The organism is Kitasatospora sp. NPDC059973 (genome assembly GCF_042737525.1).
Taxonomy (GTDB): Bacteria; Actinomycetota; Actinomycetes; order Streptomycetales; family Streptomycetaceae; genus Kitasatospora.
In genome coordinates this window covers 1-23,368 of record NZ_JBHWUI010000033.1, presented here as the reverse complement: position 1 = coordinate 23,368, position 23,368 = coordinate 1, and the positions used below count along the sequence as shown (strand labels likewise).

The window sequence follows — 23,368 nt, the reverse complement described above, 5'->3', positions numbered from 1 at the left end:
CGGTGAACCATGCCCAGGAGGCATCACGAGCATGTTCCACCGACTCGGACATTTCGTCGTCCGTCGCGCCTGGTGGGTGATCGCGGCATGGGTTGTCGCGATGATCGCGATCGTGGCCGGCGCGCCGACGATCACCGCACAGACCGACGAGGCTTCCTTCCTCCCCAAGCACTACGAGTCCATCCAGGCCTCGGCGCTCCAGGAGAAGGCGTTCCCGGCCAACTTCACGCCCTCCGCGATGGTGCTCTTCGAGCGCAACGACGGCGCCGCGATGAACGACGCCGACAAGGCCGCCATGGCCAAGATCGTCCAGGGCCTCTCGGACAAGAAGATCGCGGACGTCGAGAAGGTCATCCCGGTCAGCGAGCAGACGACGTCCAAGGACGGCAAGTACGCGCTCGCGCCGATAGCCATCGACAAGGCCAAGCAGCAGTCCGAGGACTTCGGCGAGGCCGCCAAGCACCTCCGCGAGGAGGGCAAGTCGCTCACCTCGGGGACCGACCTGAAGTTCCAGCTCGGTGGCGCCGCCGCCCAGGCGCTGGACCAGAAGGAGTCCTCCGGCTCGGCCGACGCGCTCATCGCGATGTCCACGGTCGTCCTGGTCGCGCTCATCGTCGGAATCATCTTCCGCAGCGTCCTGGCCGGACTCCTGCCGATCCTGATCTCGCTGGTGGTCGCCATGCCGACCGCCAACGGCGTGATCGCCTACGCCACCAAGGCGTTCGGTCTGGAGAGCACCCCGGTGCTGTCGGCGATCCTGATCGTCGTCGTGCTCGGTGTCGGCACCGACTACTTCCTCTTCCTGGCGTTCCGCTACCGCGAGCGGCTGCGGGCCGGGGACGACCGCAAGGAGGCCGTGGCCAACGCCGTCGGCCGGGTCGGTGAGGCGATCGCCTCGGCGGCCGGCGCCGTCACCGTCGCCTTCGCGGTGCTGATCCTCTCCAGCCTCGGCATGTTCAAGGCCCTCGGCCCGGCCCTGGCCATCGCGGTGATCGTCACCGCGCTCGCCTCGCTCACCCTGGCCCCCGCCGTGCTCGCGGTCATCCCGGCGCGCGGTGTGTTCTGGCCGGGCAAGAAGTGGATGAACGAGCCTGGCAACGCCCGCTTCACCGCGCTCGGCCGCATGGTCGAGAAGCGCCCCGCCCTGGTCGCCCTGGCCTCCGGCGGCGTGCTGGTGGCGCTGTCGGCCGGCGCCCTGGGCTACAACGGCACCTTCGACCTCGCGGGCAGCTCCATGCCCAAGGACAAGGAGTCGATGGTCGTCCAGGACAAGCTGATGAACGGCTTCTCGGCCGGCGCGGCCGACCCGAGCCACGTCTACCTGACCAGCACCGCGGGCACCAAGCTCGACCCGGCCGCGTTCGAGGGCTTCGCGGCCAAGCTCGGCGGCGTCCACGGGGTGTCCCCGGTCGCGGCGAAGCCCCAGCTCAGCGAGGACGGCACGACGGCCGACTTCACCGTGCTGCTCAACAACGAGCCGTCCAGCAACGCGGCGATCGACTCGGTCACCGAGCTGCGGGAGGTCGCGCACAGCCAGGCGCCGACCGGCACGGAGGCGAAGGTCGGCGGTCTGACCGCCGTCTACAAGGACATCAACCTCGCGATGAACCACGACTACAAGCTGGTGTTCCCGGTCGCGGGTCTGCTGATCCTGCTGATCCTGGGCCTGCAGCTGCGCAGCGTGGTCGCCCCGTGGTACCTGATGGTCTCGGTCGGGCTCGGCTTCACGGCCACCCTCGGCTCCGCCACGCTGCTCTTCCAGAAGCTGGGCAGCGAGAGCGGCCTGATGTTCATGCTGCCGATCCTGATCTACCTCTTCGTGGTGGCGATCGGGACGGACTACAACATCCTGATCATCGCCCGCCTGCGGGAGGAGGCCCGCGCGGGCCGCAACCCGCGTGAGGCGGCCCGTGAGGCGCTGCGCCACGGCGGCCCGACCGTCGCGGCGGCCGGGTTCATCCTGGCGGCGTCGTTCGCGACCTTCATGCTCGCGGGCAACGTGTTCATGCTGGAGTTCGGCTTCGCGATGGCCTTCGGCATCGCCCTGGCGGCCTTCGTGATGGCGCTCTTCTTCACCCCGGCGCTCACCGCGCTGATCGGCCGCGCCGCCTGGTGGCCCGGCCACGGCGCCGACGACCAGCACCAGTCCGGCCCGGCCCCGGTGGCCGGTTCGCACGGTGTGCCGGAGCCGGCCGGACGGCACTGACCGCCCCGTCGCACCGCACAGCACGCGGCGTCCGCTTCGGCGGGCGCCGCGTGCCCCCTTTGCGGCGTGGGCAAACGTGACGTGCCAGGCAAAAAGTCCCCGGTCAATCGGGGTGGCGCCGTGCTACAGTCGACTCAGTTGCAGTTTTGGTTCCCATGAACGTTTGTGTGCGCCTGCTGGTTCAACCCAACAGGCGCATTTGTTTTGTCCGGTGTTTCAGTCTCCGGATGGGGATCGCGGCTACTTGGGGTCCACGAAGTGTGGGCTCTGATGCCCCAGTTTTTTGAGGAGACGGTTATGGCTACCGGCACCGTGAAGTGGTTCAACAGCGAAAAGGGCTTCGGCTTCATCGAGCAGGATGGTGGCGGCGCTGACGTGTTCGCCCACTACTCGAACATCAGCGCTCAGGGCTTCCGTGAGCTCGTCGAGGGCCAGAAGGTCGAGTTCGACGTCACGCAGGGCCAGAAGGGCCCGCAGGCCGAGAACATCCGCGTCATCTGAGTCCAGCTTCCGAGCTGACTCGCGATCTCGCGTAGCGAGGGCCCGTACCGCACGGTGCGGGCCCTCGTGCATGCCGCCGAACGGCCGGGGCGGCGAATTCCCACCCGACGGCCGACCAGCCCCGACCGGGCTGTGCCTCCCCTCGGATGGAGAATCCATGACCACCCCTGCCCGCGCACCCCGTGACAACGAGCGCGGCGGCGACCGTTCGCGCAAGCCCCGCACCGGCGGCGGCGCCCGCAACGGCGGCGCCCCCCGTGCCTCCCGCGGCGGCGCCCCGCGCAACAGCGCCCCGCGCGCCGCCCAGGCGCCCGCCGACTTCACCGTCGTCCAGGGGGGCACCCCGCCGCGGCCCCCGGCGGCCACCTTCGGCGAGCTGGACCTGCCCAAGGGCATCCTCAGCGCGCTCACCCGCGAGGGCGTCACCGAGCCGTTCCCGATCCAGGGCGCCACCCTGCCGGACTCCATCGCCGGCCGCGACGTGCTCGGCCGCGGCCGCACCGGCTCCGGCAAGACGCTCGCCTTCGGCCTGCCGCTGCTGGCCCGCACGGCCGGCAAGCGCGCCGACTCCCGGCACCCGCTGGCCCTCGTCCTGGTGCCCACCCGTGAGCTGGCCCAGCAGGTCACCGACGCGCTCACCCCGTACGCCACCGCCGTGAACCTGCGGATCGCCACCGTCGTCGGCGGTATGTCGATCACCCGGCAGGCCAACGCCGTGCGCCGGGGCGCCGAGGTCCTGGTCGCCACCCCGGGCCGGCTGGACGACCTGATCAACCGCGGCGACGTCCGACTGGGCGACGTGGCCATCACCGTCCTCGACGAGGCCGACCAGATGGCCGACATGGGCTTCCTGCCGCAGGTCACCAAGCTGCTGGAGCAGGTCGCCGAGGGCGGGCAGCGGATGCTGTTCTCCGCCACCCTGGACCGCAACGTCGACCGGCTCGTCAAGCGCTTCCTGACCGACCCGGTCACCCACTCGGTCGACCCGTCGGCCGGCGCGGTGACCACCATGGACCACCACGTGCTCCAGCTGGACCCGGCCGACAAGGCCTCCGCGACCGCGCACATCGCCTCGCGCGACGGCCGCGTGATCATGTTCGTGCACACCAAGCACGGCGCCGACCGCCTCGCCAAGCAGCTGCTGGCCAACGGCGTGAAGGCGGCGGCCCTGCACGGCGGCAAGTCCCAGCCCCAGCGCAACCGGGTGCTCGACCAGTTCCGCGACGGTCTGGTGACCGCGCTGATCGCCACCAACGTGGCCGCCCGCGGCATCCACATCGAGGGCCTCGACCTGGTCGTCAACGTGGACCCGCCGATCGACCACAAGGACTACCTGCACCGCGGCGGCCGCACCGCCCGGGCCGGCGAGTCCGGCACGGTCGTCACCCTGGTCCTGCCCGACCAGCGGCGCGAGGTCAACCGGCTGATGACGGTCGCCGGCATCCGCCCGACCACGACGAAGATCCGCCCGGGCGACGCCGAGCTGACCCGGATCACCGGTGCCCGCACTCCCAGCGGCGTACCCGTCGCGGTGGTCGTCCCGGCTCCGGCCGCCGCTCCGGCCGCCGAGGCCAAGGCCGGCGCCCCGCGCCGCCGCCCCGTCAAGCGCTCGGGCCTGCCCACCGACGTCGACATGAACGGCAACCCGCGCCGCCCCCGTCCGAAGCAGCGCCTCGGCGGTGCCGGTGCCGGCGGCGGCCAGGGCGGCGGCGGCAGCCGCCAGGCCGCGGGCTTCATCGGCCGCTCCTCCGGCCGCCCGGCGCCCGGCTCGGGCTCCAAGACCGGCGCCAACTACGGCACCGGCCGCCAGCGCCGCAAGACCGACTGAGTCCTTCCGGACGCGGACGAGGACGAACGGCCCGGCTCCCCTCGGTGGGGGAGCCGGGCCGTTCGCGTGCGCCGGGGGGCGCGGTCCGGGGCGTCCCGGCCGGCTCCGGCCGGGACGCTCAGGCGCTGGCGCTGAGCGCCGGTGCGGCGACGGCCTCGCGGCAGGCCCCGAGGTAGCGCCTGAGCACCAGGCGGGCGATCTCGGGGGCGGCGCCGAGGACCTCGGCGAGGACGTCCGCCTCCGCCTCGGCCGCGGCGTCCGCGATCCGGTCCGGCAGCAGACCCGGGGCGAGCAGGTAGGGCGCGACGGCCACCCGGCGGGCCCCGGTCGCCCGCAGTGCGGCGGCGGCGGCGGGGACGCGCGGGCCGCCGGCGGAGGCGTACGCGACCTCGACGCCGGCCCAGCCGCGGGTCCGGCGCCACTCGGCGGCCACCGCCCGGGTGGCGGCGTCGGCGGCCGGGTCGGAGGAGCCGGCCGCGGCCAGCACGACACCGGTGCGGGCGCGGACGGCGGGGGAGCCGACGGCCAGCCCGGCCCCGGCGAGGCGGCGGTCCAGCGCGGCGAGCAGCAGTGGGGAGGGGACGGGGAGCGGCCCGGTCGCCGGCGCCGCGTCCGCGACGCGCGGTCGCGCCGGGCCCAGCACGTCCGCGACCGGCAGGTCGGCGCCGGCGGCGCGCAGGGCGGCGGGGATGTCGTGCTTGGCGTGGAAGGCCCGGTTCAGCAGCAGCGGAACGGCCACGGCCGCCGGCAGCCGGCCGGCCACCTGCGGGATCCGCGGCGCGCAGTGGTCCAGGTACGCGGTGGCGACCTCCAGCCCGGGGCGCAGCGCCCGGACCTGCTCGACCACCCCCGCCACGGTCGCGGCGTGGCGGGGGTCGCGGCTGCCGTGGGCGATCAGCAGGAGCGGTCGATCCGGTGCAGACATGATCACAGGAACCTCGATGGTCAGCGGGCCGTGCCCACCAGGCCCCGGTTGCGCAGCACCCGGCGCTCCAGCGGGGCGAAGAGCAGGAGGTCGATGGCGATGCCGACGAACAGGACGAGGATGATGCCGAGGAGGACGCCGGACATGCTGGCCGACTCCCGCTCGTTCTCCAGGAACCGGCCCAGGCCCAGGCCCAGGTCGGGGGAGGAGGCGACGAGTTCGGCGGCCATCAGCGAGCGCCAGGAGAACGCCCAGCCCTGCTTGAGGCCGGCCAGGTAGCCGGGGAGGGCGGCCGGCAGCAGGATGTGGCGGGCGTTCGACAGGCCGGTGGCGCCCAGGGTGCGGCCGGCCCGGAGGAACAGCGGCGGCACCTGGTCGATGCCGGCCACCAGGCCGTTGGCGATGGAGGGGACGGCGCCGAGCAGGATGACGGCGTACATCATCGAGTCGTTGATGCCGAGCCAGATGACGGCGGCGGGCACCCAGGCGACCGAGGGCAGCGACTGCAGGCCGGAGAGCACCGGCCCGAGCGCGGCCCGGACCGGCTTGACCCGGGCGACCAGCAGACCGATCGGGGTGCCGATCACGACCGCGATCAGGAAGCCGGAGACACCGCGCCAGACGCTCGTCCAGATGATGCTGAACAGCGTCCCGGCCTCCCAGAGCTCGACCAGCGAGCGCCAGACGTCGGCCGGGCTGGGCAGCTTGTAGGAGGAGGTCAGTTCGAGGCTGTAGGCGCCCTGCCAGAGCGCCAGCACGAGCAGCAGCCCGAGCAGCGGCGGCAGCGCCTTCGTCCGCAGGATCTCGCCGAGCGGCACGCGCCGCACCTGGACGGCGTCCAGCGCGTCCAGGCCGGCGCCGACGTCGGCGATGTCCGCCGGCCGGTCCTTGGCCAGGGTGGTGGTGCTGTCAGTGCTGGCCATGGCGGCGGATCTCCCCACGCAGTTCTTCGGTGATCTCGATGGACAGGTCGGCGACGCCGGCGGACTCGATCCGGCGCGGCTGCGGCAGGTCGATGCGCCACTCGCGGGCGACCCGGCCGGGGCGCGAGGAGAGCAGCACCACGCGCTGGGCGAGCCGGACGGCCTCCCGCACGTTGTGCGTGACGAACAGGACGGAGAGCTTGTGCTCGGCCCAGATCCGGGTGATCTCGTCGTGCAGCACGTCCCGGGTGATGGCGTCCAGCGCGGCGAACGGCTCGTCCATCAGCAGGACCGAGGCGCCCTGGGCGAGCGCGCGGGCCAGTGCGACGCGCTGGCGCATGCCGCCGGAGAGCTCGTGCACGCGCTTGCCGTAGGAGCCGCCCAGCCGGACGAGTTCGAGCAGCCGCTCGGCCTCGGGGCGGCGCTCGGGGCGGGGCACGCCGGCGAGCTTGAGCGCGAGTTCGATGTTCTTGCCGGCGGTGAGCCAGGGGAACAGCGCATGCTCCTGGAACATCAGGGCGGGGCGTCCGCCGGTCACCTCGATCGAGCCCGCGGTGGGCTTGTCGAGGCCGGCGACCAGGTTGAGCAGGGTGGACTTTCCGCAGCCCGAGGCGCCGAGCAGCGTGACGAACTCGCCGGGCGCGACATCGAGCGTGATGTCGTCCAGGACGTGCGTGGCGGCACCCGGGCGGCCGAAGGACTTGTGCACGTGCGAGATCCGGACGGCGGGCGAGCCGCCGCGGGTGTCGACGCCGACGGCGTCGTCCGAGGTGGTCAGTGCCGGGGTCATCCGGGCACCTCCTGCATCTGGGGGCAGCTCCCGGCCGGGGGCCGGGGGCGGTCATGGGCCCCTCCTGCCGGTCGGCGGGCGAGGAGGGCGGGTGGCGAAGGAATCGGGGCCGGGGTCCGGCCCCGCCCGTCCCGTGTGCTTTGGGGGCATCGATCGGGCATCGACCGGGCGGGCGGGGAACCGGACCTCGGGGCTTGGGTGCGGCGGGGCTTCCGTGCGCCGTGGGTGGCGCGGGTGCCGCGCGGTGCTACTTGGCGCCGAGCCCGGCGTCCGCCACGGGAGCCTGGCCCTTCTCCTTGAGCACCTTGTTGAGCAGCGTCAGGTCGTAGATCCCGGCCAGGTTCGGCTTCTTGAGCAGGCCGGCGGTGACGGCGTGGTCGGCCTCGGCCTGCAGGGTGCCGGCCAGCGGGTCGTCCAGGAAGTCGATGTCGGCCCAGGCCGGGTCGAGGATCTCGGCCGGCAGGGCGTTGCCGGCCTCCTTCTTGATGGCGGCGTTGGCGTCGGCCTTGGCCTTGTCGGAGTTGGCCTTGATGAAGGTGTTGGTGTTCACCGAGCCGCGCAGCACGGCCTCCACCACGTCGGCGTGCTCCTTGAGGAACTTCTGCGAGACGATGATGTTGGTGATCACGAACTTCTTGTCCGGCCAGACGTCCTTCTCGTTGAGCAGGACCTTCGCACCGAGCGTGACCAGCTTGGACGCGGTCGGCTCGGGCACCCAGGCGCCGTCGATCGAGCCGGAGCTGTAGGCGTCCGGGGTGACCTTGTTGTCGCTCCGCACCACCGAGACGTCGCCGGCGCCGGTGTCGGGGTTGACCTTCAGCCCCTTGCCCGCCAGGTAGTTGAGCAGCGCCACGTCCTGGGTGTTGCCGCGCTGCGGGGTGGCGATCTTCTTGCCCTTGAGGTCGTCCAGGCTCTGGACCTTCTCGGGGTTGACCACCAGCTTGACGCCGCCGGAGGCCGAACCGCTGATGATCTTCAGCGACTCGCCGTTGGACTGGCTGTAGCCGTTGATCGCGGGGGAGGGGCCGATCCAGCCGATGTCGATGGAGCCGGCGTTCAGCGCCTCGATCTCGGCCGGACCCGCGTTGAAGACCTGGGTCTTGATCTGGGTGGCCCCGAGCTCCTTCTGGAAGAGGCCCTCCTGGAGCCCGACCAGCGGGGTGCCGTGGGTCAGGTTGGCGAAGTAGCCGATCTTGACCGTGTCGGCGGAGAGCTTCGCACCGGAGGCGGAACCGCCCGCGGCGGCCGCCGCGGCGGGCTTGTCGTCCTCGCTCTTCGAGCCGTAGCCGCAGGCGGAGAGCAGCGCCACCGCGGTGAGGCCGGCGACGGCGGCCGCGGCGGAGCGTCTGATCCGGCCGGCGGCCGGGTGTGTGGGCCGATCGGGGAGGGTGGCGGGCGCGAGTGCGTGGTTCGGTGCCATGGGCGAAGTCCTGTTCACGGGCGGACCGTCGCGGGGACGGTCCCGGGCGGGAAGGGTCGGGTCGTGCTCGCGGCATCGGGGGATGCCGGGCAAGCCGGGTCGGTGCGCTGCACCAGCTGTGGGGTGGGACAGCGGCCGGCCCGGTGACAGGGCTCCGGTCAGCCCTGTCGGCCCGCACATCGGGTCAGGCCGCCCTGGCCGCTGCCGAGGACGCCGCTGCCGATGCGGCCGCCTTCCTTGTCCATGCCCGAGAACGCCTCGCGGGGCATCAGACCCAGTCCTCCTCGTCGGGTGCGCCGGACGCGTCGGGGCGCACGGTGTCGAAGGCCTCGCCCGCCATGCCGGCGGTGAGGGTGGTGCCGTCGGCCGGGTCGATCAGCAGGAACGAACCGGTCCGGCGGTTCACGCGGTAGTCGTCGAGGGCCAGCGGCTCGGCGGTGCGCAGCACCACGTGGCCGATGTCGTTGACCTCCAGCCCCTGGGCGCCGGAGCGCTGTTCGAGGCTGTCGATGTCGATGCGGTAGGAGATCGCCTTGACCAGCGCGCGCACGGTGCGGGTGGTGTGCTTGAGCAGCACCTTGTCACCGGCGCGCAGCGGGCGCTCGCTGAGGTGGCTGACGGTGGCCTCGATGTCCTTGGTGGGCACCGGGACCGGGCCGGCCGCGATCAGGTCGCCGCGGGAGACGTCGATGTCGTCGGCGAGGCGGACGGTCACCGACTGGGGGGCCCAGGCGAGGTCGGTCTCCGCGCCGAGCGCGTCGATGCCGGCGACGGTGGTGGTGTGGCCCGAGGGCAGCACCGTCACCGGGTCGCCGACCCGCAGCACGCCGGAGGCCAACTGGCCCGCGTAGCCGCGGTAGTCGGGGTGCTCGTCGCTCTGCGGGCGGATCACGTACTGGACCGGGAAGCGGGCCGGCTCGACGCTCGGGTCGCTGCCGACCGGCACCGTCTCCAGGTGCTCCAGCAGGGTCGGGCCGCCGTACCAGTCCATGTGGGCGGACGGCTCGACCACGTTGTCCCCGGCGAGGGCGGAGATCGGGACCGCGACCACGTCCCGGACGCCGAGCGAGGCGGCGTAGGCGGTGAACTCCTCGGCGATGGCGGCGAAGACGGGCTCCGCGTACTCGACGAGGTCCATCTTGTTGACGGCCAGCACCACGTGCGGCACCCGCAGCAGCGCGGCGACGGCGGCGTGCCGGCGGGTCTGCTCGACCACGCCGTTGCGGGCGTCGACCAGGACGACGGCGAGTTCGGCGGTGGAGGCGCCGGTCACCATGTTGCGGGTGTACTGCACGTGCCCGGGGGTGTCGGCGAGGATGAACCGCCGGCGGGGGGTGGCGAAGTAGCGGTACGCGACGTCGATGGTGATGCCCTGCTCGCGCTCGGCGCGCAGGCCGTCGGTGAGCAGTGCGAGGTCGGGCGCTTCCTGGCCGCGGCTCAGGGAGGCGCGCTCGACGGCCTCCAGCTGGTCGGCGAGCACCGACTTGGAGTCGTGCAGCAGCCGGCCGACCAGGGTGGACTTGCCGTCGTCGACGGAGCCGGCGGTGGCGAAGCGCAGCAGGGCGGTGGCGCTGGTCCGGGTGGTGGTGCTCATTTAGAAGTATCCCTCGCGCTTGCGGTCTTCCATCGCGGCCTCGGAAAGCTTGTCGTCGGCCCGGGTGGCGCCGCGTTCGGTGAGGCGGCTGGCGGCGATCTCGGCGATCACGGCCCCGATGTCGGCGGCGTCGGAGTCGACGGCGCCGGTGCAGGACATGTCGCCGACCGTGCGGTAGCGGATCAGGCGCCGCTCGACCGGCTCGTGCTCCTTGGGGCCGCCCCACTCGCCCGCGGTCAGCCACATGCCGCTGCGGGAGAAGACGTCGCGCTCGTGCGCGTAGTAGATCTCCGGGAGCTCGATGCCCTCGCGCTCGATGTACTGCCAGACGTCCAGCTCGGTCCAGTTGGAGAGCGGGAAGACGCGCACGTGCTCGCCGACCGCGTGCCGGCCGTTGTACAGCGACCAGAGCTCGGGGCGCTGGCGGCGCGGGTCCCAGGCGCCGAACTCGTCGCGCAGGGAGAAGACGCGCTCCTTGGCGCGGGCCTTCTCCTCGTCGCGGCGGCCGCCGCCGAAGACGGCGTCGAAGCGGTTGCGCTCGATGGCGTCCAGCAGCGGGACGGTCTGCAGCGGGTTGCGGGTGCCGTCGGGGCGCTCGCGCAGCCGGCCGTCGTCGATGAAGTCCTGGACGTGGGCGACGTGCAGGCGCAGGTTGTGCTCGGCCGCCACCCGGTCGCGGTACTCGATGACCTCGGGGAAGTTGTGGCCGGTGTCGACGTGCAGCAGCGAGAACGGGACGGCGGCCGGCCAGAAGGCCTTGAGCGCCAGGTGCAGCATGACGATGGAGTCCTTGCCGCCGGAGAACAGGATCACCGGGCGCTCGAACTCCCCCGCGACCTCGCGGAAGATGTGCACCGACTCGGCCTCCAGCGCGTCCAGGTGGGACAGCGCGAAGCCGCTCTCGTCGGTGTGGACCAGGCTGTCGGTCGCGGTGGTCACGCGAGACCCCTCTCGGTCAGGAAGGCGTGGAGTTCGGCGGCGCTCTCGGCCACCTCGCGGCCCTGGGTCTGGAGCCGCAGCTCCGGGTCCACGGGGGCCTCGTACGGGTCGTCGACGCCGGTCAGGCCGGAGAGCTCGCCGGCCGCCTGCTTGGCGTACAGGCCCTTGACGTCGCGCTCGGCGCAGAGCTCGACGGGGGTGGCGACGTGGATCTCCAGGAAGCCGGTGCCGTGGGCGGCGTGCCGCTCGCGGACCGCCGCCCGGGAGTCCGCGTAGGGGGCGATCACCGGGGCGAGCACCTTGACGCCGTTGGCGGCGAGCTTCTCGGCGACGAAGCCGATCCGGGTGACGTTGGTGTGCCGGTCCTCCCGGGTGAAGCCGAGGCCCTTGGAGAGGAACTCGCGGATCTCGTCGCCGTCCAGGACCTCGACCCTGTGGCCCTCGGCCCGCAGCCGCTCGGCCAGGGCGAAGGCGAGCGTGGTCTTGCCCGCACTCGGGAGCCCGGTCAGCCACACGGTGGCGCCGCGCTCGCAGGGGGCGGCCGCGGGGGCCGCCTCCGCGGCTCCGTCGGCGGCCAGGGTGGTGGCTGTGCTCACGGTGGGTTCTCCAGACGGGTGGTGACGGTGGATCGGTGGTGGGGCGGTGGCTCGCTCAGAGGTGGATGCCGCACTCGGTCTTGCCGGAGCCGGACCAGCGGCCGGCCCTGGCGTCCTCGCCCTCCTCGGGCTTGCGGGTGCACGACAGCGGCGAGCAGCCGACCGACGTGTAGCCCTCCCACAGCAGCGGGTTGAGCAGGACGCCGTTGGCGTTGACGTAGGCGTCCACGTCCTCCTGCGTCCAGCGGGCGATCGGGGCGATCTTGACCTTGCGGCGCTTGGCGTCCCAGGCGACCACCGGGGTGCCGGCCCGGGTGGGCGACTCGTCGCGGCGCAGCCCGGTGGCCCAGGCGTCGTAGCCGCCGAGCCCGCGGTTCAGCGGTTCGACCTTGCGCAGCGAGCAGCAGAGGTCCGGGTCGCGGTCGTGCAGGGCGGGCCCGTACTGGGCGTCCTGCTCGGCGACCGTCTGCAGCGGCTTGAGGGTGATGAGGTTGACCGGCATCACCGCGGCCACCGCGTCCCTGGTCCCGATGGTCTCGGGGAAGTGGTAGCCGGTGTCCAGGAAGACCACGTCCACGCCGGGGAGGACCGAGGAGGCGAGGTGGGCGACGACCGCGTCCTCCATCGAGGAGGTGACGCAGAACCGCGCGCCGAAGGTGTCGGCGGCCCAGGCCAGGATCTCCTGGGGGGTCGCCTCCTCCAGCTCGCGGCCGGCGGCGGTCGCGATCGCCTCGTAGTCAGTCGTCGTGCCGGTCATGTGACGTACCCCCGTCGGTCGCCGTGGTCCTGTCGGGTGCCGAGAGCAGGCCGAGGAACTTCAACTGGAAGGCCCGGCGGCAGCCGTGGCACTCCCAGGCGCCGTGCCCGGCCTCGGAGGGGCGCAGGTCCTCGTCGCCGCAGTACGGGCAGAAGAACGGTGCCGCCCGCTCACTCATCGCCCACCTCGCCGCGCTCGGCGTCCGCTTCGCGAGACACGCCCCTGCCCCATGATTCGCTCGCCGCGCTCACTCATGACAGCTGCTCCTCGCTGGCGCGGGCGGCCCACTGGGCGAAGCGCTCGCCCTCGGCGCGGTCGGCCTGGTAGCGCGTCAGCACCCGCTCGACGTAGTCCGGCAGGCCGTCCTTGGTGACCTTGAGGCCGCGGACCTTGCGGCCGAAGCCGGCCTCCAGGCCGAGCGCGCCGCCCAGGTGCACCTGGTAGCCCTCGACCTGCCGGCCGTCGGTGTCGGTCACCAGCTGGCCCTTGAGGCCGATGTCGGCGACCTGGATGCGGGCGCAGGCGTTCGGGCAGCCGTTGATGTTGATGGTCAGCGGCTCCTCGAAGTCCGGCAGGCGCTTCTCCAGCTCGTCGATGAGCGTGCGGCCGCGCTCCTTGGTCTCGACGATGGCGAGCTTGCAGTACTCGATGCCGGTGCAGGCCATGGTGCCGCGGCGGAAGGGCGAGGGGGTGACCCGCAGGTCCAGCGCCTCCAGGCCGGCCACCAGCGACTCGACCCGGTCCTCGGCGATGTCGAGGACGAGCATCTTCTGCTCGGCGGTGGTGCGCAGCCGGTCGCTGCCGTGGGCGGCGGCGAGGTCGGCGATCCGCCCGAGCAGGGCGCCGTCGACCCGGCCGACCCGCGGCGCGAAGCCGACGTAGTAGTTGCCGTCCTTCTGCCGGTGCACGCCGACGTGGTCGCGCCAGCGGCCGGCGGGCTCCTTCGGCGCGGGGCCGTCCACCAGCTGGTACTTGAGGTACTCGTCCTCCAGGACCTGGCGGAACTTCTGCACGCCCCAGTCGGCGACCAGGAACTTCAGCCGGGCGCGGTTGCGCAGCCGGCGGTAGCCGTAGTCGCGGAAGATGCCGATGACGCCGCCGTAGACGTCCGCGACCTCGTCGAGCGGGACCCAGGCGCCCAGGCGGACGCCGAGCTTGGGGTTGGTGGAGAGGCCGCCGCCGACCCAGAGGTCGAAGCCGGGGCCGTGCTCGGGGTGCTCGACGCCGACGAAGGCGACGTCGTTGATCTCGTGCGCGACGTCCAGCAGCGGGGAGCCGGAGACGGCGGACTTGAACTTGCGCGGCAGGTTGGAGAAGTCCTTGTTGCCGATGAAGCGGCGCTGGATCTCCTCGATGGCGGAGGTGCCGTCGATGATCTCGTCCTCGGCGATGCCGGCCACCGGGGAGCCGAGGATGACGCGCGGGGTGTCGCCGCAGGCCTCGGTGGTGGACAGGCCGACGGCCTCCAGCTTCTGCCAGATCGCGGGGACGTCCTCGATCCGGATCCAGTGGTACTGGACGTTCTGCCGGTCGGTCAGGTCGGCGGTGTTCCGGCCGTAGAGCTCGGAGACCTCGGCGATCGCCTTGAGCTGGGCGACGGTCAGCCGGCCGCCGTCGATGCGGACGCGGAGCATGAAGTACTCGGCGTCCAGCTCGTGCGGGTCCAGGATCGCGGTCTTGCCGCCGTCGATGCCTTCCTTGCGCTGGGTGTAGAGGCCCCACCAGCGCATCCGGCCGCGCAGGTCGGCGGGGTCGATCGAGTCGAAGCCGCGCTGCGAGTAGATCGTCTCAATACGTGTCCGCACATTGAGACCGTCGTCATCCTTCTTGAACTGCTCGTTGGCGTTCAGAGGAGTGAAGTGGCCCATGCCCCACTGGCCCTCACCGCGGTGGCGGGTCACCTTGCGAGGCGCGGCGGGGCGGCGTGCCTCGGCGCGATCGGCCGTCGGCTCGGCGGTCTCGGGGGTGGTGGCCATGGTGAAGTCCTTCGGGGCAGGTGGCTCTGACGCCGGATCGGTCGCTGGGCGTGCTCGGCCGGGCGCTGCTGCTGTGACCTGCGGGTTTCTCAAGGCCGGGAGAGCAGTGACCGTGGCCGGGCGGGCGCCTGCGCATCCGCGTCGGCGGGGATGGCGGGGTGGTGGCGCCGGGTGCGGTGGGTGGCGGCGGGGTGGGGCTCAGATCACCGGACAGATGGCGCTGGACACGCGAAGGAGATCGACGTGGAGTCGACCTACTAGGGTGGTTCCGGCGCTAGGCATGGCAAGAGATTCGCACGGAGCACGACGCGAGGTCCACTAACGTCCGAATGATGGACGCAAAGGTTTCGCATACCGAGATGCCGAGACGTTCCCGCCGCTCCCCGAATCGGACCCCCGTCGAACGGCCCGCGACACGGGAGATCAACGGACCTGCCCCGGCCCGATACCGTTAGCCCTGTGCAAGCAGCAGGCGAAACGACGAGACCGAACCCGGAGCGGCCCTCCCGTCGTCGGGGCAAGGGCTCCCGACGGGCGGCCAAGGCCACCTGGCGCACGACGGCCTGGGCGCTGGTCAGGGACACCACCAACACCTGCGTCGAGTACCGGGTCACCGGGCTCGCGGCGGAGGCGGCGTTCTTCACCCTGCTGTCCATCCCGCCGCTGCTGCTCTGCCTGGCCGGCACCCTCGGCTACCTGGACGACCTCCTCGGCGCGGGCACGATCGACAAGCTGAAGCAGGACATCCTCAAGGCCTCCGGGACGGTCCTCTCGGACTCGTCCATCCAGGACGTGGTGATCCCGCTGCTGGACGAGGTCTTCAAGCACACCCGCCCGGACCTGGTCTCGATCGGCTTCCTGCTCTCGCTCTGGTCCGGGTCCCGGGCGCTGTACATCTTCATCGACACCATCACCGTGATGTACGGGCTCGACGGGAAGCGCGGCATCGTCAAGACCCGGCTGATGTCGCTCGGCCTCTACCTCGGCGCCCTGGTGATCGGCTCCCTGGTCCTGCCGCTGCTGCTGGTCGGGCCCGGGCTGGTGCAGAACACCGTCCAGGACCTCGCGACCGTGGTCAACGCGCTCTACTGGCCGGCCGCGATCCTGTTGCTGATCGTCTTCCTCACCACCCTGTACCACCTGGCCGTACCCGTCTCGACGCCCTGGCGGGAGGACATCCCGGGCGCGCTGGTCGCGCTGGTGGTGCTGGTCTTCTGCAGCGTCGGACTGCGGCTGTACCTGGTCAGCTCGGTCGAGGGCCCCTCGGTGTACGGCTCGCTGGCCGCGCCGGTGGCCGTGCTGCTCTGGATCTTCGTGGTCGCGCTCGCGGTGCTGATCGGCGCCGCGATGAACGCCGCCATAGACCGCCGCTGGCCGACCCTGGAGACCGCCGACGCCCGCGCCGAGAACGAGCGCGCGCAGGAGGAGGCCGCCGCCGCCGTGGTCCGCGAGGTGGCCGCCCGGCGCGCCGCCGAGCGCGCCCGGCGGGCGCGCGAGCTCGGCCTCGCCGAGGGGGCCGAGGAGGAGCACGCCGAGGAGGGGGAGGACGTCGACGTGCCCTCCGAGTACCCCGAGCGCTGGGCCGACGTGCTCGCCGCCGACAACGTCCGGGCCCGGCTCACCAGCCGGAGCGGTCCGCACCACCGGCCGACCCCGCCGCCGCCGGACAGCGACCGGCCGACCGCGCCGCCGCCCGAGCGCACGCTGCCCAGCCACCCGCCGCGGCCGCCGTGGGACCAGCGCTGACGCGCCGCGGCGCCGGGCGGTCGGCGCGGCGCCGGCCGGCGGCGACCGGGTCGGCGGCGACCGGATCGGCGCAGGTGAAAAACCGGTTGGCAGCGCCGGAGGCGGCCGCTACGGTGTGACCAGTTCGGTTTGAGGGGACCGCTGTACCGGTCCACGGAGAAGAGAAGCGAGGTGAGCCTTGTGACCGTCTTTGCCGTCACGGCTGCCCTGGGCAGCGCTCGCACCCACCACCTCTCCCTCCCGGCCGCCGGCTGACGCCGCCTTCGCGCGCGCAGCCGTAGCCCGGCGGGATCACTCTCCTCCCGAAGGGCCCACTGCGTTGTTCAACGCTGCCTCCGTTTCGTCCCTCCTCTCCTCCGATTCCGACTCCTGTGACGTCCCGCTGGCCGACTACGGCTGGACGGCCGAGTCCGCGGAGCTCTTCGCCCCGCTCGCCGAGGCCGGGCTGACGCCCGCCCGGATCGTCCGGGTGGACCGCGGCCAGTGCGACGTCGTCCTGGCCGACCCGTCGACCGGCGAGCCGCGCACCGTCCGGGCCGACACCCGGTCGGTCGGCGACGTCGACATGATCAACTGTCCCTGCACCGGCGACTGGGCGGCCGTGGACCTCGCGGCCCAGCCGATGCCGGCCGTCGCGGCGCTGCTGCCGCGCTCCACCGCGATCATCCGCAAGGTGGCCGGCAAGCGTTCGGACGGCCAGGTGCTGGCGGCCAACGTCGACACCGTCCTGATCGCCGCCTCGCTCGCCGCCGAGCCCGACCTGGGCCGGATCGAGCGCTTCCTGGCCCTGGCCTGGGAGTCCGGCGCCGATCCGGTGGTCGTCCTCACCAAGGCCGACCTGGTGGACGACGCCGACTTCATCCGGGCCGACGTCGAGGCCATCGCCCCCGGCGTCACGGTGCTGGTGGTCAGCGCCGAGACCGGCGAGGGGGTGGACGTGCTGCGCGCCTGCACGCCCGGCACCACCGCCGTGATCGGCCAGTCCGGCGTCGGCAAGTCCACGCTCACCAACGTGCTGGCCGGTGCCGAGGTGATGACCGTTCAGCAGGCCCGGGCGGTCGACCAGAAGGGCCGTCACACCACGACCACCCGTGAGCTGATCCCGCTGCCCGGCGGCGGCGTGCTGATCGACACGCCCGGCCTGCGCGAGGTCGGCCTCTACGGCGGCGAGGGCGTGGCGATGGCCTTCTCCGACATCGAGGAGCTGGCCGAGGGTTGCCGCTTCCACGACTGCGGCCACCACACCGAGCCCGGCTGCGCGGTGCGGGCCGCGCTGGAGGACGGCACGCTCCCGCAGCGGCGGATGGACAGCTACCTCAAGCTCCAGCGCGAGAGCGAGTGGATCGCCTCCCGTTCGGACGCCCGGCTGGCCTCGGCCCGGCTGAAGAAGTGGAAGACCATCACCAAGTCGGTGCGCGCCCGGGGCGTCGTCAAGCGGTGACGGCGGACCGGCGGGGCGGCGGGCGCGCTACGGCGGCCCGTCGCCCCGCCGGGCGCGCGCCGCTACGCTCGACCGCGTGGACGAGATCGACGGGGTGGAGGTCCTCGCCTTCGCGGACGCCCGGGCCTTCGAGGACTGGCTGGCCGCCAACCACCCGCGCCACGAAGGCGTGTGGATCAGGATGGCCAGGCGGAAGTCCGGCATCGCGTCGGTCACCGACGACGAACTGGTCGACATCGGCCTCTGCTACGGCTGGATCTCCGGGCAGCGCCGCGCGCTCGACGAGCGGCACTACCTGCAGAAGTACGTACCGCGCCGGCCCAGGAGCCTCTGGTCGCAGGTGAACGTCGACCGGGTGGCGGTCCTGACGGCCGAGGGCCGGATGCGCGAGCCCGGGCTCGCCGAGGTGCGCCGCGCCCAGGCGGACGGCCGGTGGGCGGCGGCCTACGCCTCGCAGCGGGCCGCGACGGTGCCCCCGGAGCTGGCGGCGGCGCTGGAGGCGGACCCGCGGGCCCGGCGGGCGTTCGAGGCGCTCGACCGGACGGCGCGCTACCGGCTCGTCCTCCCGCTGCTCCAGGCGCTCACCCCGCGGGCCCGGCGGGACAGGCTCGACCGGGCCCTGCGGCGGCTGACGGGCGACGGCGGCCCGGCGGCGTAGCGGGCGGCGGGCGGTGTGCGGGGCGGGGCGGCCCCGAGCGGCCGGCGTCGACGGCCGCTCGGAGCTCCGTCAGCGCAGGAGGTCGGCCACCACGCGGAACCGCTCCAGCACCACGGGAGTGGAGTCGTCGACGGTGAAGCCGGGATCGCCCAGCGCCGCCCGCAGCTCCTCGCTGTGCCAGAAGTCCTCGTGGCCCGCACGCCACGCGGCCACCGTGGTGAAGCCCTCGCCCTCGTCCACGGCGTGCCGCAGGTCGACCTCCGCGAGCGGGACGACCCGGACGTCCGTGGTCTCGGTCACCGCCACCGCCCGGCCGTCCGAGTCGATCACCGCCGAGCGGACGCCCACCCTCGGCAGCGGTTCGCGCTCGTGCTCGTACGCGGCGAGCAGGCCGGTGGTGCTGGTCTTGGCGCCGCTGACGACGGCCGCGACCAGGCGGTCGCGCAGTGGCCCGGGGAAGGCGAACTGCTCCACCCGCAGCGCGGTGACCCGGGGATCGTCCGGGCCGGTGTACGGCTGCTCGGTCACGGGAGGCTCCTGGTCGCCGGGAGAAAGGGTCAGTCGGTCGGGCGGATCGGGTGCCCGGCCCGGCCAGGGTAGCCGCGGGCCCGGCCGCCCGGCTCGTGGTTTTCCCGGCGCGGGCGAGCGGCCGGAAAGCCGCTCCGGCGGACCCGCACGCCCATGTCCGATTCCCGCCAGTCCCACCCCGCCGAGTGCCGCAGACTGGACAGCGTGATTGACGACGACATCCGGTACCGAGCCGTGGACAGCAGGGACTCCCGCTTCGACGGCGTCTTCTTCACGGCCGTCACCTCGACCGGCATCTACTGCCGGCCGAGCTGCCCCGCCGTGACCCCCAAGCGCGTCAACTGCACCTTCTACCCCAGCGCCGCCGCCGCCCAGGGCGCGGGCTTCCGCGCCTGCCGGCGCTGCCGCCCCGACGCGGTGCCCGGCTCGCCCGAGTGGAACCACCGCGCCGACCTGGTCGGCCGGGCGATGCGGCTGATCGGCGACGGCATCGTGGACCGGGAGGGCGTCGCCGGTCTGGCCCACCGCCTCGGCTACAGCTCCCGCCAGCTTCAGCGCCAGCTCACCGCCGAACTCGGCGCCGGGCCGATCGCGCTGGCCCGCGCTCGGCGCGCCCAGACCGCCCGGCTGCTGCTGCAGACCACCGAGCTGCCGGTCACCGAGATCGCCTTCGCGGCCGGGTTCGCCTCCGTCCGGCAGTTCAACGACACCGTCCGCGAGGTCTACGACCGCACCCCCAGCGGGCTGCGCGCCGAGGTCGCGGCGGGGCGGCGCACCGCGACCCCGGCCGGCGGCCTCACCCTGCGGCTGGCCTACCGGGGCGCGCTGGACAGCGACCACCTGATCGGCTTCCTGGCCCTGCGCGCCGTGCCCGGGGTGGAGGAGGTAATCCCCGGCCCGCGCCCGGGCCTGCGCACCTACCGCCGCACCCTCACGCTTCCGTACGGCCACGGCATCGCCGAGGTGGACGGGCTGGCGGCCGACGAACCCCGGACCCGCGGCTGGCTGGACTGCCGCCTCTTCCTGACCGACCTGCGGGACCTGCCGACCGCCGTCCAGCGGCTGCGGATCCTGTTCGACCTGGACGCCGACCCGGACGCGGTGGACGGCCGGCTCGGCACCGACCCGGTGCTCGGCGCGCTGGTCCGCGCCCGCCCCGGGCTGCGCTCGCCCGGTCACGTCGACCCGCACGAGCTGGCGGTCCGCGCCGTCCTCGGCCAGCAGATCACCGTCGGCGCGGCCCGCACCCTGGCCGGGCGGCTCGCCGAGAAGTACGGCGCAGTCCTGCCGGAGCCGAACGGCGGGCTGCGGCTGCTCTTCCCGACCGCGGCCGCCCTGGCGGTGGCCGACCCCGAGGAATTCGCGATGCCGGCCGCCCGCCGCCGGGCGCTCACCGGTCTCTGCGCGGCGCTGGCCGAGGGCGTCGTCCGGCTGGACGGGGGCGTCGACCGGGAGGAGGCGGCGGCGCAGCTGCTCGCCCTCCCCGGCATCGGCCCCTGGACCGTCGGCTACCTGCGGATGCGGGCCCTCGCCGACCCGGACGTCTTCCTGCCGAGCGACGTCGGCGTGCGCCACGGCCTCGTCCGGCTCGGCGCCCCCGGCGACCCGAGATCCGCCGACCGCGCCGCCGAGGCCTGGGCCCCCTGGCGCTCCTACGCCGTCCACCGGCTCTGGGCGGGCGCCGCGAGTGACCTCAGCACTGGAACGGAGAACACCCGAGCATGAGCACCACCGTCTTCACCTTCATGGAGAGCCCGTTCGGCCGGCTGCTGCTCAGCGGCGTCCTGCCGACGGACGGCGGACCGGCCGAGCTGGCCACCGTCACCGCCCCCGGCCAGAAGTACGCGCTGGCCGAGCCCGCCGACCACTGGGTCCACGACCCGGACGCGCTGGTCGAGCCGGTCGCCCAGCTCACCGCCTACTTCGCCGGTGAGCGCACCGCCTTCGACCTCCCGCTGGCCCCGGTCGGGACCGACTTCCGCCGCAGCGTCTGGGCGGCGCTGGACGACATCCCGTACGGCGAGACGGTCACCTACGGCCGGCTCGCCGAGCTGGCCGGTGCCTCGCCGAACGCGGTCCGCGCGGTGGGCGGCGCCGTGGGGGCCAACCCGCTGCTGATCGTCCGGCCCTGCCACCGCGTGATCGGGGCCAGCGGCTCCCTCACCGGCTTCGCCGCCGGGGTGGACCGCAAGCGCTGGCTGCTGGAGCTGGAGGGCGGCACGCTGTTCTGAGCCCGGCGGGGACCGCGCCCGGCGTGGTCCCCGCCGGGCCCGGTCCGTCAGGAGGGCCGCTCCGGTCCGTCAGGAGGACGCCAGGACGTGGCGGTCACGGCTCGCGCCGAAGGCCGCGACGGTCTGGGCGACGAGCACGGCGAGCAGCACGGCGACCGGCAGCGACCATCCCCCGCTCGCGGAGTGCAGCAGGCCGAGACCGAGCGGGCCGAGGCAGGCGATGAGGTAGCCGATCCCCTGGGCCATGGTCGAGAGCCGGCCGGTGTGGTGCGCGTCGGGCGAGCGGGCGACGATGTAGCCGAGGGCGAGACCGACGGCGAGGCCCTGGCCCAGCCCGAGCGCGGTCATCCAGAGGTAGGCGCCTGACACGGGGGACGTGAGCAGGCCGACGAAGCCGGTGGCGCACAGCAGGGACGCCGCCAGGGGCGGGACGAAGGCCGGGCGCAGACGGTGCTGCAGCCAGGGGGCCGCGAAGGACGCGGCCATCCCGGGGAAGCTGGAGAAGGAGAGCATCCAGCCGGCCTCGCTGTCGCTCATGCCGTGGTCCCGCAGGAGCGTCGGCAGCCAGGAGAGGATCGCGTAGTAGCCGAGGGACTGCAGACCCATGTACAGGGTCACCGCCCAGGCGGTCCGGTCGCGCCACAGCGACCCGGGTGCGGCGGTATCGGCTCCTCCCCGCTGCACCGGCTCCGGTCGCCGGCGGCTCGCGGAACGCCGGTCCGGCACGAGCAGTTCGGGAAGCCAGGCGAGAGCGGCCAGGAGGGCGGGTACCGCCCACAGCGCGAGCACCGGCCGCCAGCCCCAGCCGGTGGCCGACGCGAGCGGGACGACCAGGCCCGCGGCGAGCGCGGCTCCGCCGGACAGGGCCAGGGAGTAGCAGCCGAGCATCAGCCCGGCGCGGCCGGCGAAGTCGTGCTTGATGAGCTGCGGCATGAGGACGTTGCCGACCGCGATCGCCACCCCGGCGATCAGGGTCCCGCCGAACAGGGCGGGCACTCCCGGGACGGAGCGCAGCACGATGCCGCCGGCCAGCGCGAGCAGCGCGTACCAGAGCAGGTGGTGGGGGCCGAAGCGGCGGGTGAGTCGGGGCGCGAGGAACGCGAACGCCCCGAAGCAGACGACCGGCACCGTCGAGAGGGCTCCGGCGCCGAAGGACGAGAGGTGTTCGTCGTGCTCGACCTCCGCGAGGACGGGGGACAGGGACGCGACGGCGATGCGCAGGTTCAGCGCGGCCAGGCTGAACGCGAGAGCGGCTTGTACGGCGCGTGCTCCGGCCGGTCCGGGGAGGGACGGCTGCCGGGACGCCGACGGCTGGGCCGCTGGGGCCCGATGGGCCGCCGGGGCCTGATGGGCCGCTGGGGCCTGATGGGTCACTGGGCTGGTCATGCCGTCCACTCTCGGGTGGAGCCGGCATGGCGGGCCACCGATAGGATGCCAAGCTATGAGGGAAACCCGCCATCTCGATCCCGCGGAACGCGGCCGCATCGCCCTGGCGCACGGGCAGCGGCTGCCCGTCCATGCCCACGACCGCGGTCACCTGGTCTATCCGGCCACCGGCGTGCTGTCCGTGACCACCGTCGGGGGCACGTGGATCGCCCCGCCGACCCGGGTGGCGTGGACTCCCGCGGCCTTCGAGCACCACCACACCGCGCACGGCAACGCGGACATGCGGATTCTGTTCCTGGTCGACGCGCTCGCCGCCCGGCTGCCCGCGCGCCCGGCCGTGCTCAGCGTCTCCGGGCTCGCCCGCGAAGCCCTGCTCGCCCTCACGGCCGAGGAGGCTGCCGCCGGCGAGCGGGCGCCGGAGGCGGTCGACCGGCTGCACGCCGTCGTCGTCGACGAGCTCGCCCTGGCGCCCGAGCAGCCGCTGCACCTGCCCGAGCCGGCCGACGACCGGCTCCGGGCGCTGACCGGCATCCTCTACGCCGACCCGGCCAACCAGCAGACGCTCGCCGAGCTCGGGACCCGGGTCGGGGCGAGTGAGCGCACGCTCAGCCGGCTCTTCGGGCAGGAGCTGCGGATGAGTTTCCACCAGTGGCGCACTCAGCTCCGCGTCCACCACGCGCTCACCCGGCTCGCCGCGGGGAAGTCCGTCACCGAGACCGCTCTCGCCTGCGGCTGGGCCAATCCGACGACCTTCATCGAGGCTTTCGCCGCTCTCGTCGGTGAGACCCCCGGCCGTTACCGCACCCGTCAACTCCCCGGCGGGCGGGGCTAGGAGCTGTTCAAGGTTCGGATCATGTGGTTGAGGTCAGGGACTTCAACCACATGATCGATCCGCGTAGATGGAGGCCGGCCGTGTAGCTTTC

At 73.3% G+C, this 23,368-nt stretch carries 22 protein-coding genes; 9 read left to right on the top strand and 13 right to left on the bottom strand.

Features of this window, described 5'->3' with window-relative positions; genetic code table 11:
- The first annotated feature begins 31 nt into the window (after positions 1–31).
- The 3 genes from ACFWA9_RS12140 (at position 32) to ACFWA9_RS12130 (ending at position 4,535) form a co-directional block, all read left to right on the top strand.
- Complete coding sequence (locus ACFWA9_RS12140; protein WP_329487155.1) at positions 32–2,206, top strand: MMPL family transporter; 2,175 nt, start codon at positions 32–34, stop codon at positions 2,204–2,206.
- Positions 2,207–2,503: 297 nt separating this feature from the next.
- Positions 2,504–2,707, top strand: coding sequence for a cold-shock protein (locus ACFWA9_RS12135; RefSeq protein WP_329487154.1), 204 nt, complete (start codon positions 2,504–2,506; stop codon positions 2,705–2,707).
- A 157-nt stretch (positions 2,708–2,864) separates the two neighbouring features.
- A complete protein-coding gene (locus tag ACFWA9_RS12130; RefSeq protein ID WP_380386039.1) occupies positions 2,865–4,535 on the top strand; it encodes a DEAD/DEAH box helicase in 1,671 nt (556 codons plus the stop codon).
- A gap of 118 nt (positions 4,536–4,653) precedes the next feature.
- Here ACFWA9_RS12130 and ACFWA9_RS12125 read toward each other — a convergent pair whose 3' ends face one another.
- From ACFWA9_RS12125 to ACFWA9_RS12075, 11 genes are all read right to left on the bottom strand, one after another.
- The gene (locus ACFWA9_RS12125; protein WP_380386036.1) at positions 4,654–5,460 is read right to left on the bottom strand and encodes a sirohydrochlorin chelatase; all 807 of its coding nucleotides are present in this window, start codon (positions 5,458–5,460) and stop codon (positions 4,654–4,656) included.
- A gap of 20 nt (positions 5,461–5,480) precedes the next feature.
- Positions 5,481–6,383 (bottom strand): ABC transporter permease, encoded by a 903-nt coding sequence (locus tag ACFWA9_RS12120; protein ID WP_380386033.1) that lies wholly within the window; start codon positions 6,381–6,383, stop codon positions 5,481–5,483.
- Positions 6,370–7,173: an ABC transporter ATP-binding protein gene (locus tag ACFWA9_RS12115; RefSeq protein ID WP_329487151.1), complete on the bottom strand. Its 804-nt coding sequence runs from the start codon at positions 7,171–7,173 to the stop codon at positions 6,370–6,372. The genes ACFWA9_RS12120 and ACFWA9_RS12115 overlap by 14 nt, the downstream gene beginning before the upstream one ends.
- A gap of 247 nt (positions 7,174–7,420) precedes the next feature.
- Positions 7,421–8,593 carry an aliphatic sulfonate ABC transporter substrate-binding protein gene (locus ACFWA9_RS12110; protein WP_380386030.1) on the bottom strand — a complete coding sequence of 391 codons (1,173 nt, stop codon included), beginning with the start codon at positions 8,591–8,593 and terminating at the stop codon, positions 7,421–7,423.
- A 268-nt stretch (positions 8,594–8,861) separates the two neighbouring features.
- Positions 8,862–10,187 (bottom strand): GTP-binding protein, encoded by a 1,326-nt coding sequence (locus tag ACFWA9_RS12105; RefSeq protein WP_352290309.1) that lies wholly within the window; start codon positions 10,185–10,187, stop codon positions 8,862–8,864.
- Entirely contained in the window at positions 10,188–11,126 is a 939-nt protein-coding gene (gene cysD, locus ACFWA9_RS12100; protein ID WP_352290311.1) for a sulfate adenylyltransferase subunit CysD, read from the bottom strand.
- Positions 11,123–11,704 carry an adenylyl-sulfate kinase gene (gene cysC / locus ACFWA9_RS12095; RefSeq protein WP_352290394.1) on the bottom strand — a complete coding sequence of 194 codons (582 nt, stop codon included), beginning with the start codon at positions 11,702–11,704 and terminating at the stop codon, positions 11,123–11,125. Before cysC ends, cysD begins: the two co-directional genes overlap by 4 nt.
- Positions 11,705–11,777: 73 nt before the next feature.
- Positions 11,778–12,479 (bottom strand): phosphoadenylyl-sulfate reductase, encoded by a 702-nt coding sequence (locus ACFWA9_RS12090; RefSeq protein WP_359802364.1) that lies wholly within the window; start codon positions 12,477–12,479, stop codon positions 11,778–11,780.
- Entirely contained in the window at positions 12,460–12,657 is a 198-nt protein-coding gene (locus tag ACFWA9_RS12085; RefSeq protein ID WP_329487146.1) for a hypothetical protein, read from the bottom strand. Before ACFWA9_RS12085 ends, ACFWA9_RS12090 begins: the two co-directional genes overlap by 20 nt.
- Positions 12,658–12,730: 73 nt before the next feature.
- A complete protein-coding gene (locus ACFWA9_RS12080) occupies positions 12,731–14,455 on the bottom strand; it encodes a nitrite/sulfite reductase (protein WP_359802362.1) in 1,725 nt (574 codons plus the stop codon).
- A 198-nt stretch (positions 14,456–14,653) separates the two neighbouring features.
- The gene (locus ACFWA9_RS12075) at positions 14,654–14,737 is read right to left on the bottom strand and encodes a putative leader peptide (RefSeq protein ID WP_329492070.1); all 84 of its coding nucleotides are present in this window, start codon (positions 14,735–14,737) and stop codon (positions 14,654–14,656) included.
- Between the two features lie 177 nt (positions 14,738–14,914).
- Here ACFWA9_RS12075 and ACFWA9_RS12070 point away from each other — a divergent pair, with 177 nt between their 5' ends.
- The 3 genes from ACFWA9_RS12070 to ACFWA9_RS12060 all read left to right on the top strand — a co-directional run bounded on the left by ACFWA9_RS12070 (position 14,915) and on the right by ACFWA9_RS12060 (position 18,300).
- Complete coding sequence (locus ACFWA9_RS12070; protein ID WP_380386025.1) at positions 14,915–16,201, top strand: YihY/virulence factor BrkB family protein; 1,287 nt, start codon at positions 14,915–14,917, stop codon at positions 16,199–16,201.
- 319 nt (positions 16,202–16,520) lie between these two features.
- Positions 16,521–17,642 carry a ribosome small subunit-dependent GTPase A gene (rsgA, locus tag ACFWA9_RS12065; protein WP_380386022.1) on the top strand — a complete coding sequence of 374 codons (1,122 nt, stop codon included), beginning with the start codon at positions 16,521–16,523 and terminating at the stop codon, positions 17,640–17,642.
- Positions 17,643–17,718: 76 nt separating this feature from the next.
- Positions 17,719–18,300: a YdeI family protein gene (locus tag ACFWA9_RS12060; protein ID WP_380386019.1), complete on the top strand. Its 582-nt coding sequence runs from the start codon at positions 17,719–17,721 to the stop codon at positions 18,298–18,300.
- 69 nt (positions 18,301–18,369) lie between these two features.
- Here the strand turns inward: ACFWA9_RS12060 and ACFWA9_RS12055 are convergent, their stop codons facing one another.
- Positions 18,370–18,774 (bottom strand): ASCH domain-containing protein, encoded by a 405-nt coding sequence (locus ACFWA9_RS12055; protein ID WP_380386099.1) that lies wholly within the window; start codon positions 18,772–18,774, stop codon positions 18,370–18,372.
- 258 nt (positions 18,775–19,032) lie between these two features.
- Between ACFWA9_RS12055 and ACFWA9_RS12050 the strand changes: the two genes are divergently transcribed.
- Both ACFWA9_RS12050 and ACFWA9_RS12045 read left to right on the top strand, forming a co-directional pair.
- Complete coding sequence (locus tag ACFWA9_RS12050) at positions 19,033–20,553, top strand: DNA-3-methyladenine glycosylase 2 family protein (protein WP_380386016.1); 1,521 nt, start codon at positions 19,033–19,035, stop codon at positions 20,551–20,553.
- The gene (locus ACFWA9_RS12045; RefSeq protein ID WP_380386013.1) at positions 20,550–21,059 is read left to right on the top strand and encodes a methylated-DNA--[protein]-cysteine S-methyltransferase; all 510 of its coding nucleotides are present in this window, start codon (positions 20,550–20,552) and stop codon (positions 21,057–21,059) included. Before ACFWA9_RS12050 ends, ACFWA9_RS12045 begins: the two co-directional genes overlap by 4 nt.
- Before the next feature lie 69 nt (positions 21,060–21,128).
- On the opposite strand, the gene ACFWA9_RS12040 is transcribed toward ACFWA9_RS12045, so the two are convergent.
- A complete protein-coding gene (locus ACFWA9_RS12040; RefSeq protein WP_380386010.1) occupies positions 21,129–22,445 on the bottom strand; it encodes an MFS transporter in 1,317 nt (438 codons plus the stop codon).
- Positions 22,446–22,500: 55 nt separating this feature from the next.
- On the opposite strand from ACFWA9_RS12040, the gene ACFWA9_RS12035 reads away from it, so the two are divergent.
- Positions 22,501–23,277 carry an AraC family transcriptional regulator gene (locus tag ACFWA9_RS12035; protein ID WP_380386007.1) on the top strand — a complete coding sequence of 259 codons (777 nt, stop codon included), beginning with the start codon at positions 22,501–22,503 and terminating at the stop codon, positions 23,275–23,277.
- The last annotated feature ends 91 nt before the right edge of the window (positions 23,278–23,368 follow it).

Coding starts and splice junctions, on each gene's coding strand:
- ACFWA9_RS12140 (WP_329487155.1), top strand. CDS start 32: ATGTTCCACCGACTCGGACATTTCGTCGTCCGTCGCGCCTGGTGGGTG.
- ACFWA9_RS12135 (WP_329487154.1), top strand. CDS start 2,504: ATGGCTACCGGCACCGTGAAGTGGTTCAACAGCGAAAAGGGCTTCGGC.
- ACFWA9_RS12130 (WP_380386039.1), top strand. CDS start 2,865: ATGACCACCCCTGCCCGCGCACCCCGTGACAACGAGCGCGGCGGCGAC.
- ACFWA9_RS12125 (WP_380386036.1), bottom strand. CDS start 5,460: ATGTCTGCACCGGATCGACCGCTCCTGCTGATCGCCCACGGCAGCCGC.
- ACFWA9_RS12120 (WP_380386033.1), bottom strand. CDS start 6,383: ATGGCCAGCACTGACAGCACCACCACCCTGGCCAAGGACCGGCCGGCG.
- ACFWA9_RS12115 (WP_329487151.1), bottom strand. CDS start 7,173: ATGACCCCGGCACTGACCACCTCGGACGACGCCGTCGGCGTCGACACC.
- ACFWA9_RS12110 (WP_380386030.1), bottom strand. CDS start 8,593: ATGGCACCGAACCACGCACTCGCGCCCGCCACCCTCCCCGATCGGCCC.
- ACFWA9_RS12105 (WP_352290309.1), bottom strand. CDS start 10,187: ATGAGCACCACCACCCGGACCAGCGCCACCGCCCTGCTGCGCTTCGCC.
- ACFWA9_RS12090 (WP_359802364.1), bottom strand. CDS start 12,479: ATGACCGGCACGACGACTGACTACGAGGCGATCGCGACCGCCGCCGGC.
- ACFWA9_RS12085 (WP_329487146.1), bottom strand. CDS start 12,657: ATGAGTGAGCGGGCGGCACCGTTCTTCTGCCCGTACTGCGGCGACGAG.
- ACFWA9_RS12080 (WP_359802362.1), bottom strand. CDS start 14,455: ATGGCCACCACCCCCGAGACCGCCGAGCCGACGGCCGATCGCGCCGAG.
- ACFWA9_RS12075 (WP_329492070.1), bottom strand. CDS start 14,737: ATGCCTAGCGCCGGAACCACCCTAGTAGGTCGACTCCACGTCGATCTC.
- ACFWA9_RS12045 (WP_380386013.1), top strand. CDS start 20,550: ATGAGCACCACCGTCTTCACCTTCATGGAGAGCCCGTTCGGCCGGCTG.
- ACFWA9_RS12040 (WP_380386010.1), bottom strand. CDS start 22,445: ATGACCAGCCCAGTGACCCATCAGGCCCCAGCGGCCCATCAGGCCCCG.
- ACFWA9_RS12035 (WP_380386007.1), top strand. CDS start 22,501: ATGAGGGAAACCCGCCATCTCGATCCCGCGGAACGCGGCCGCATCGCC.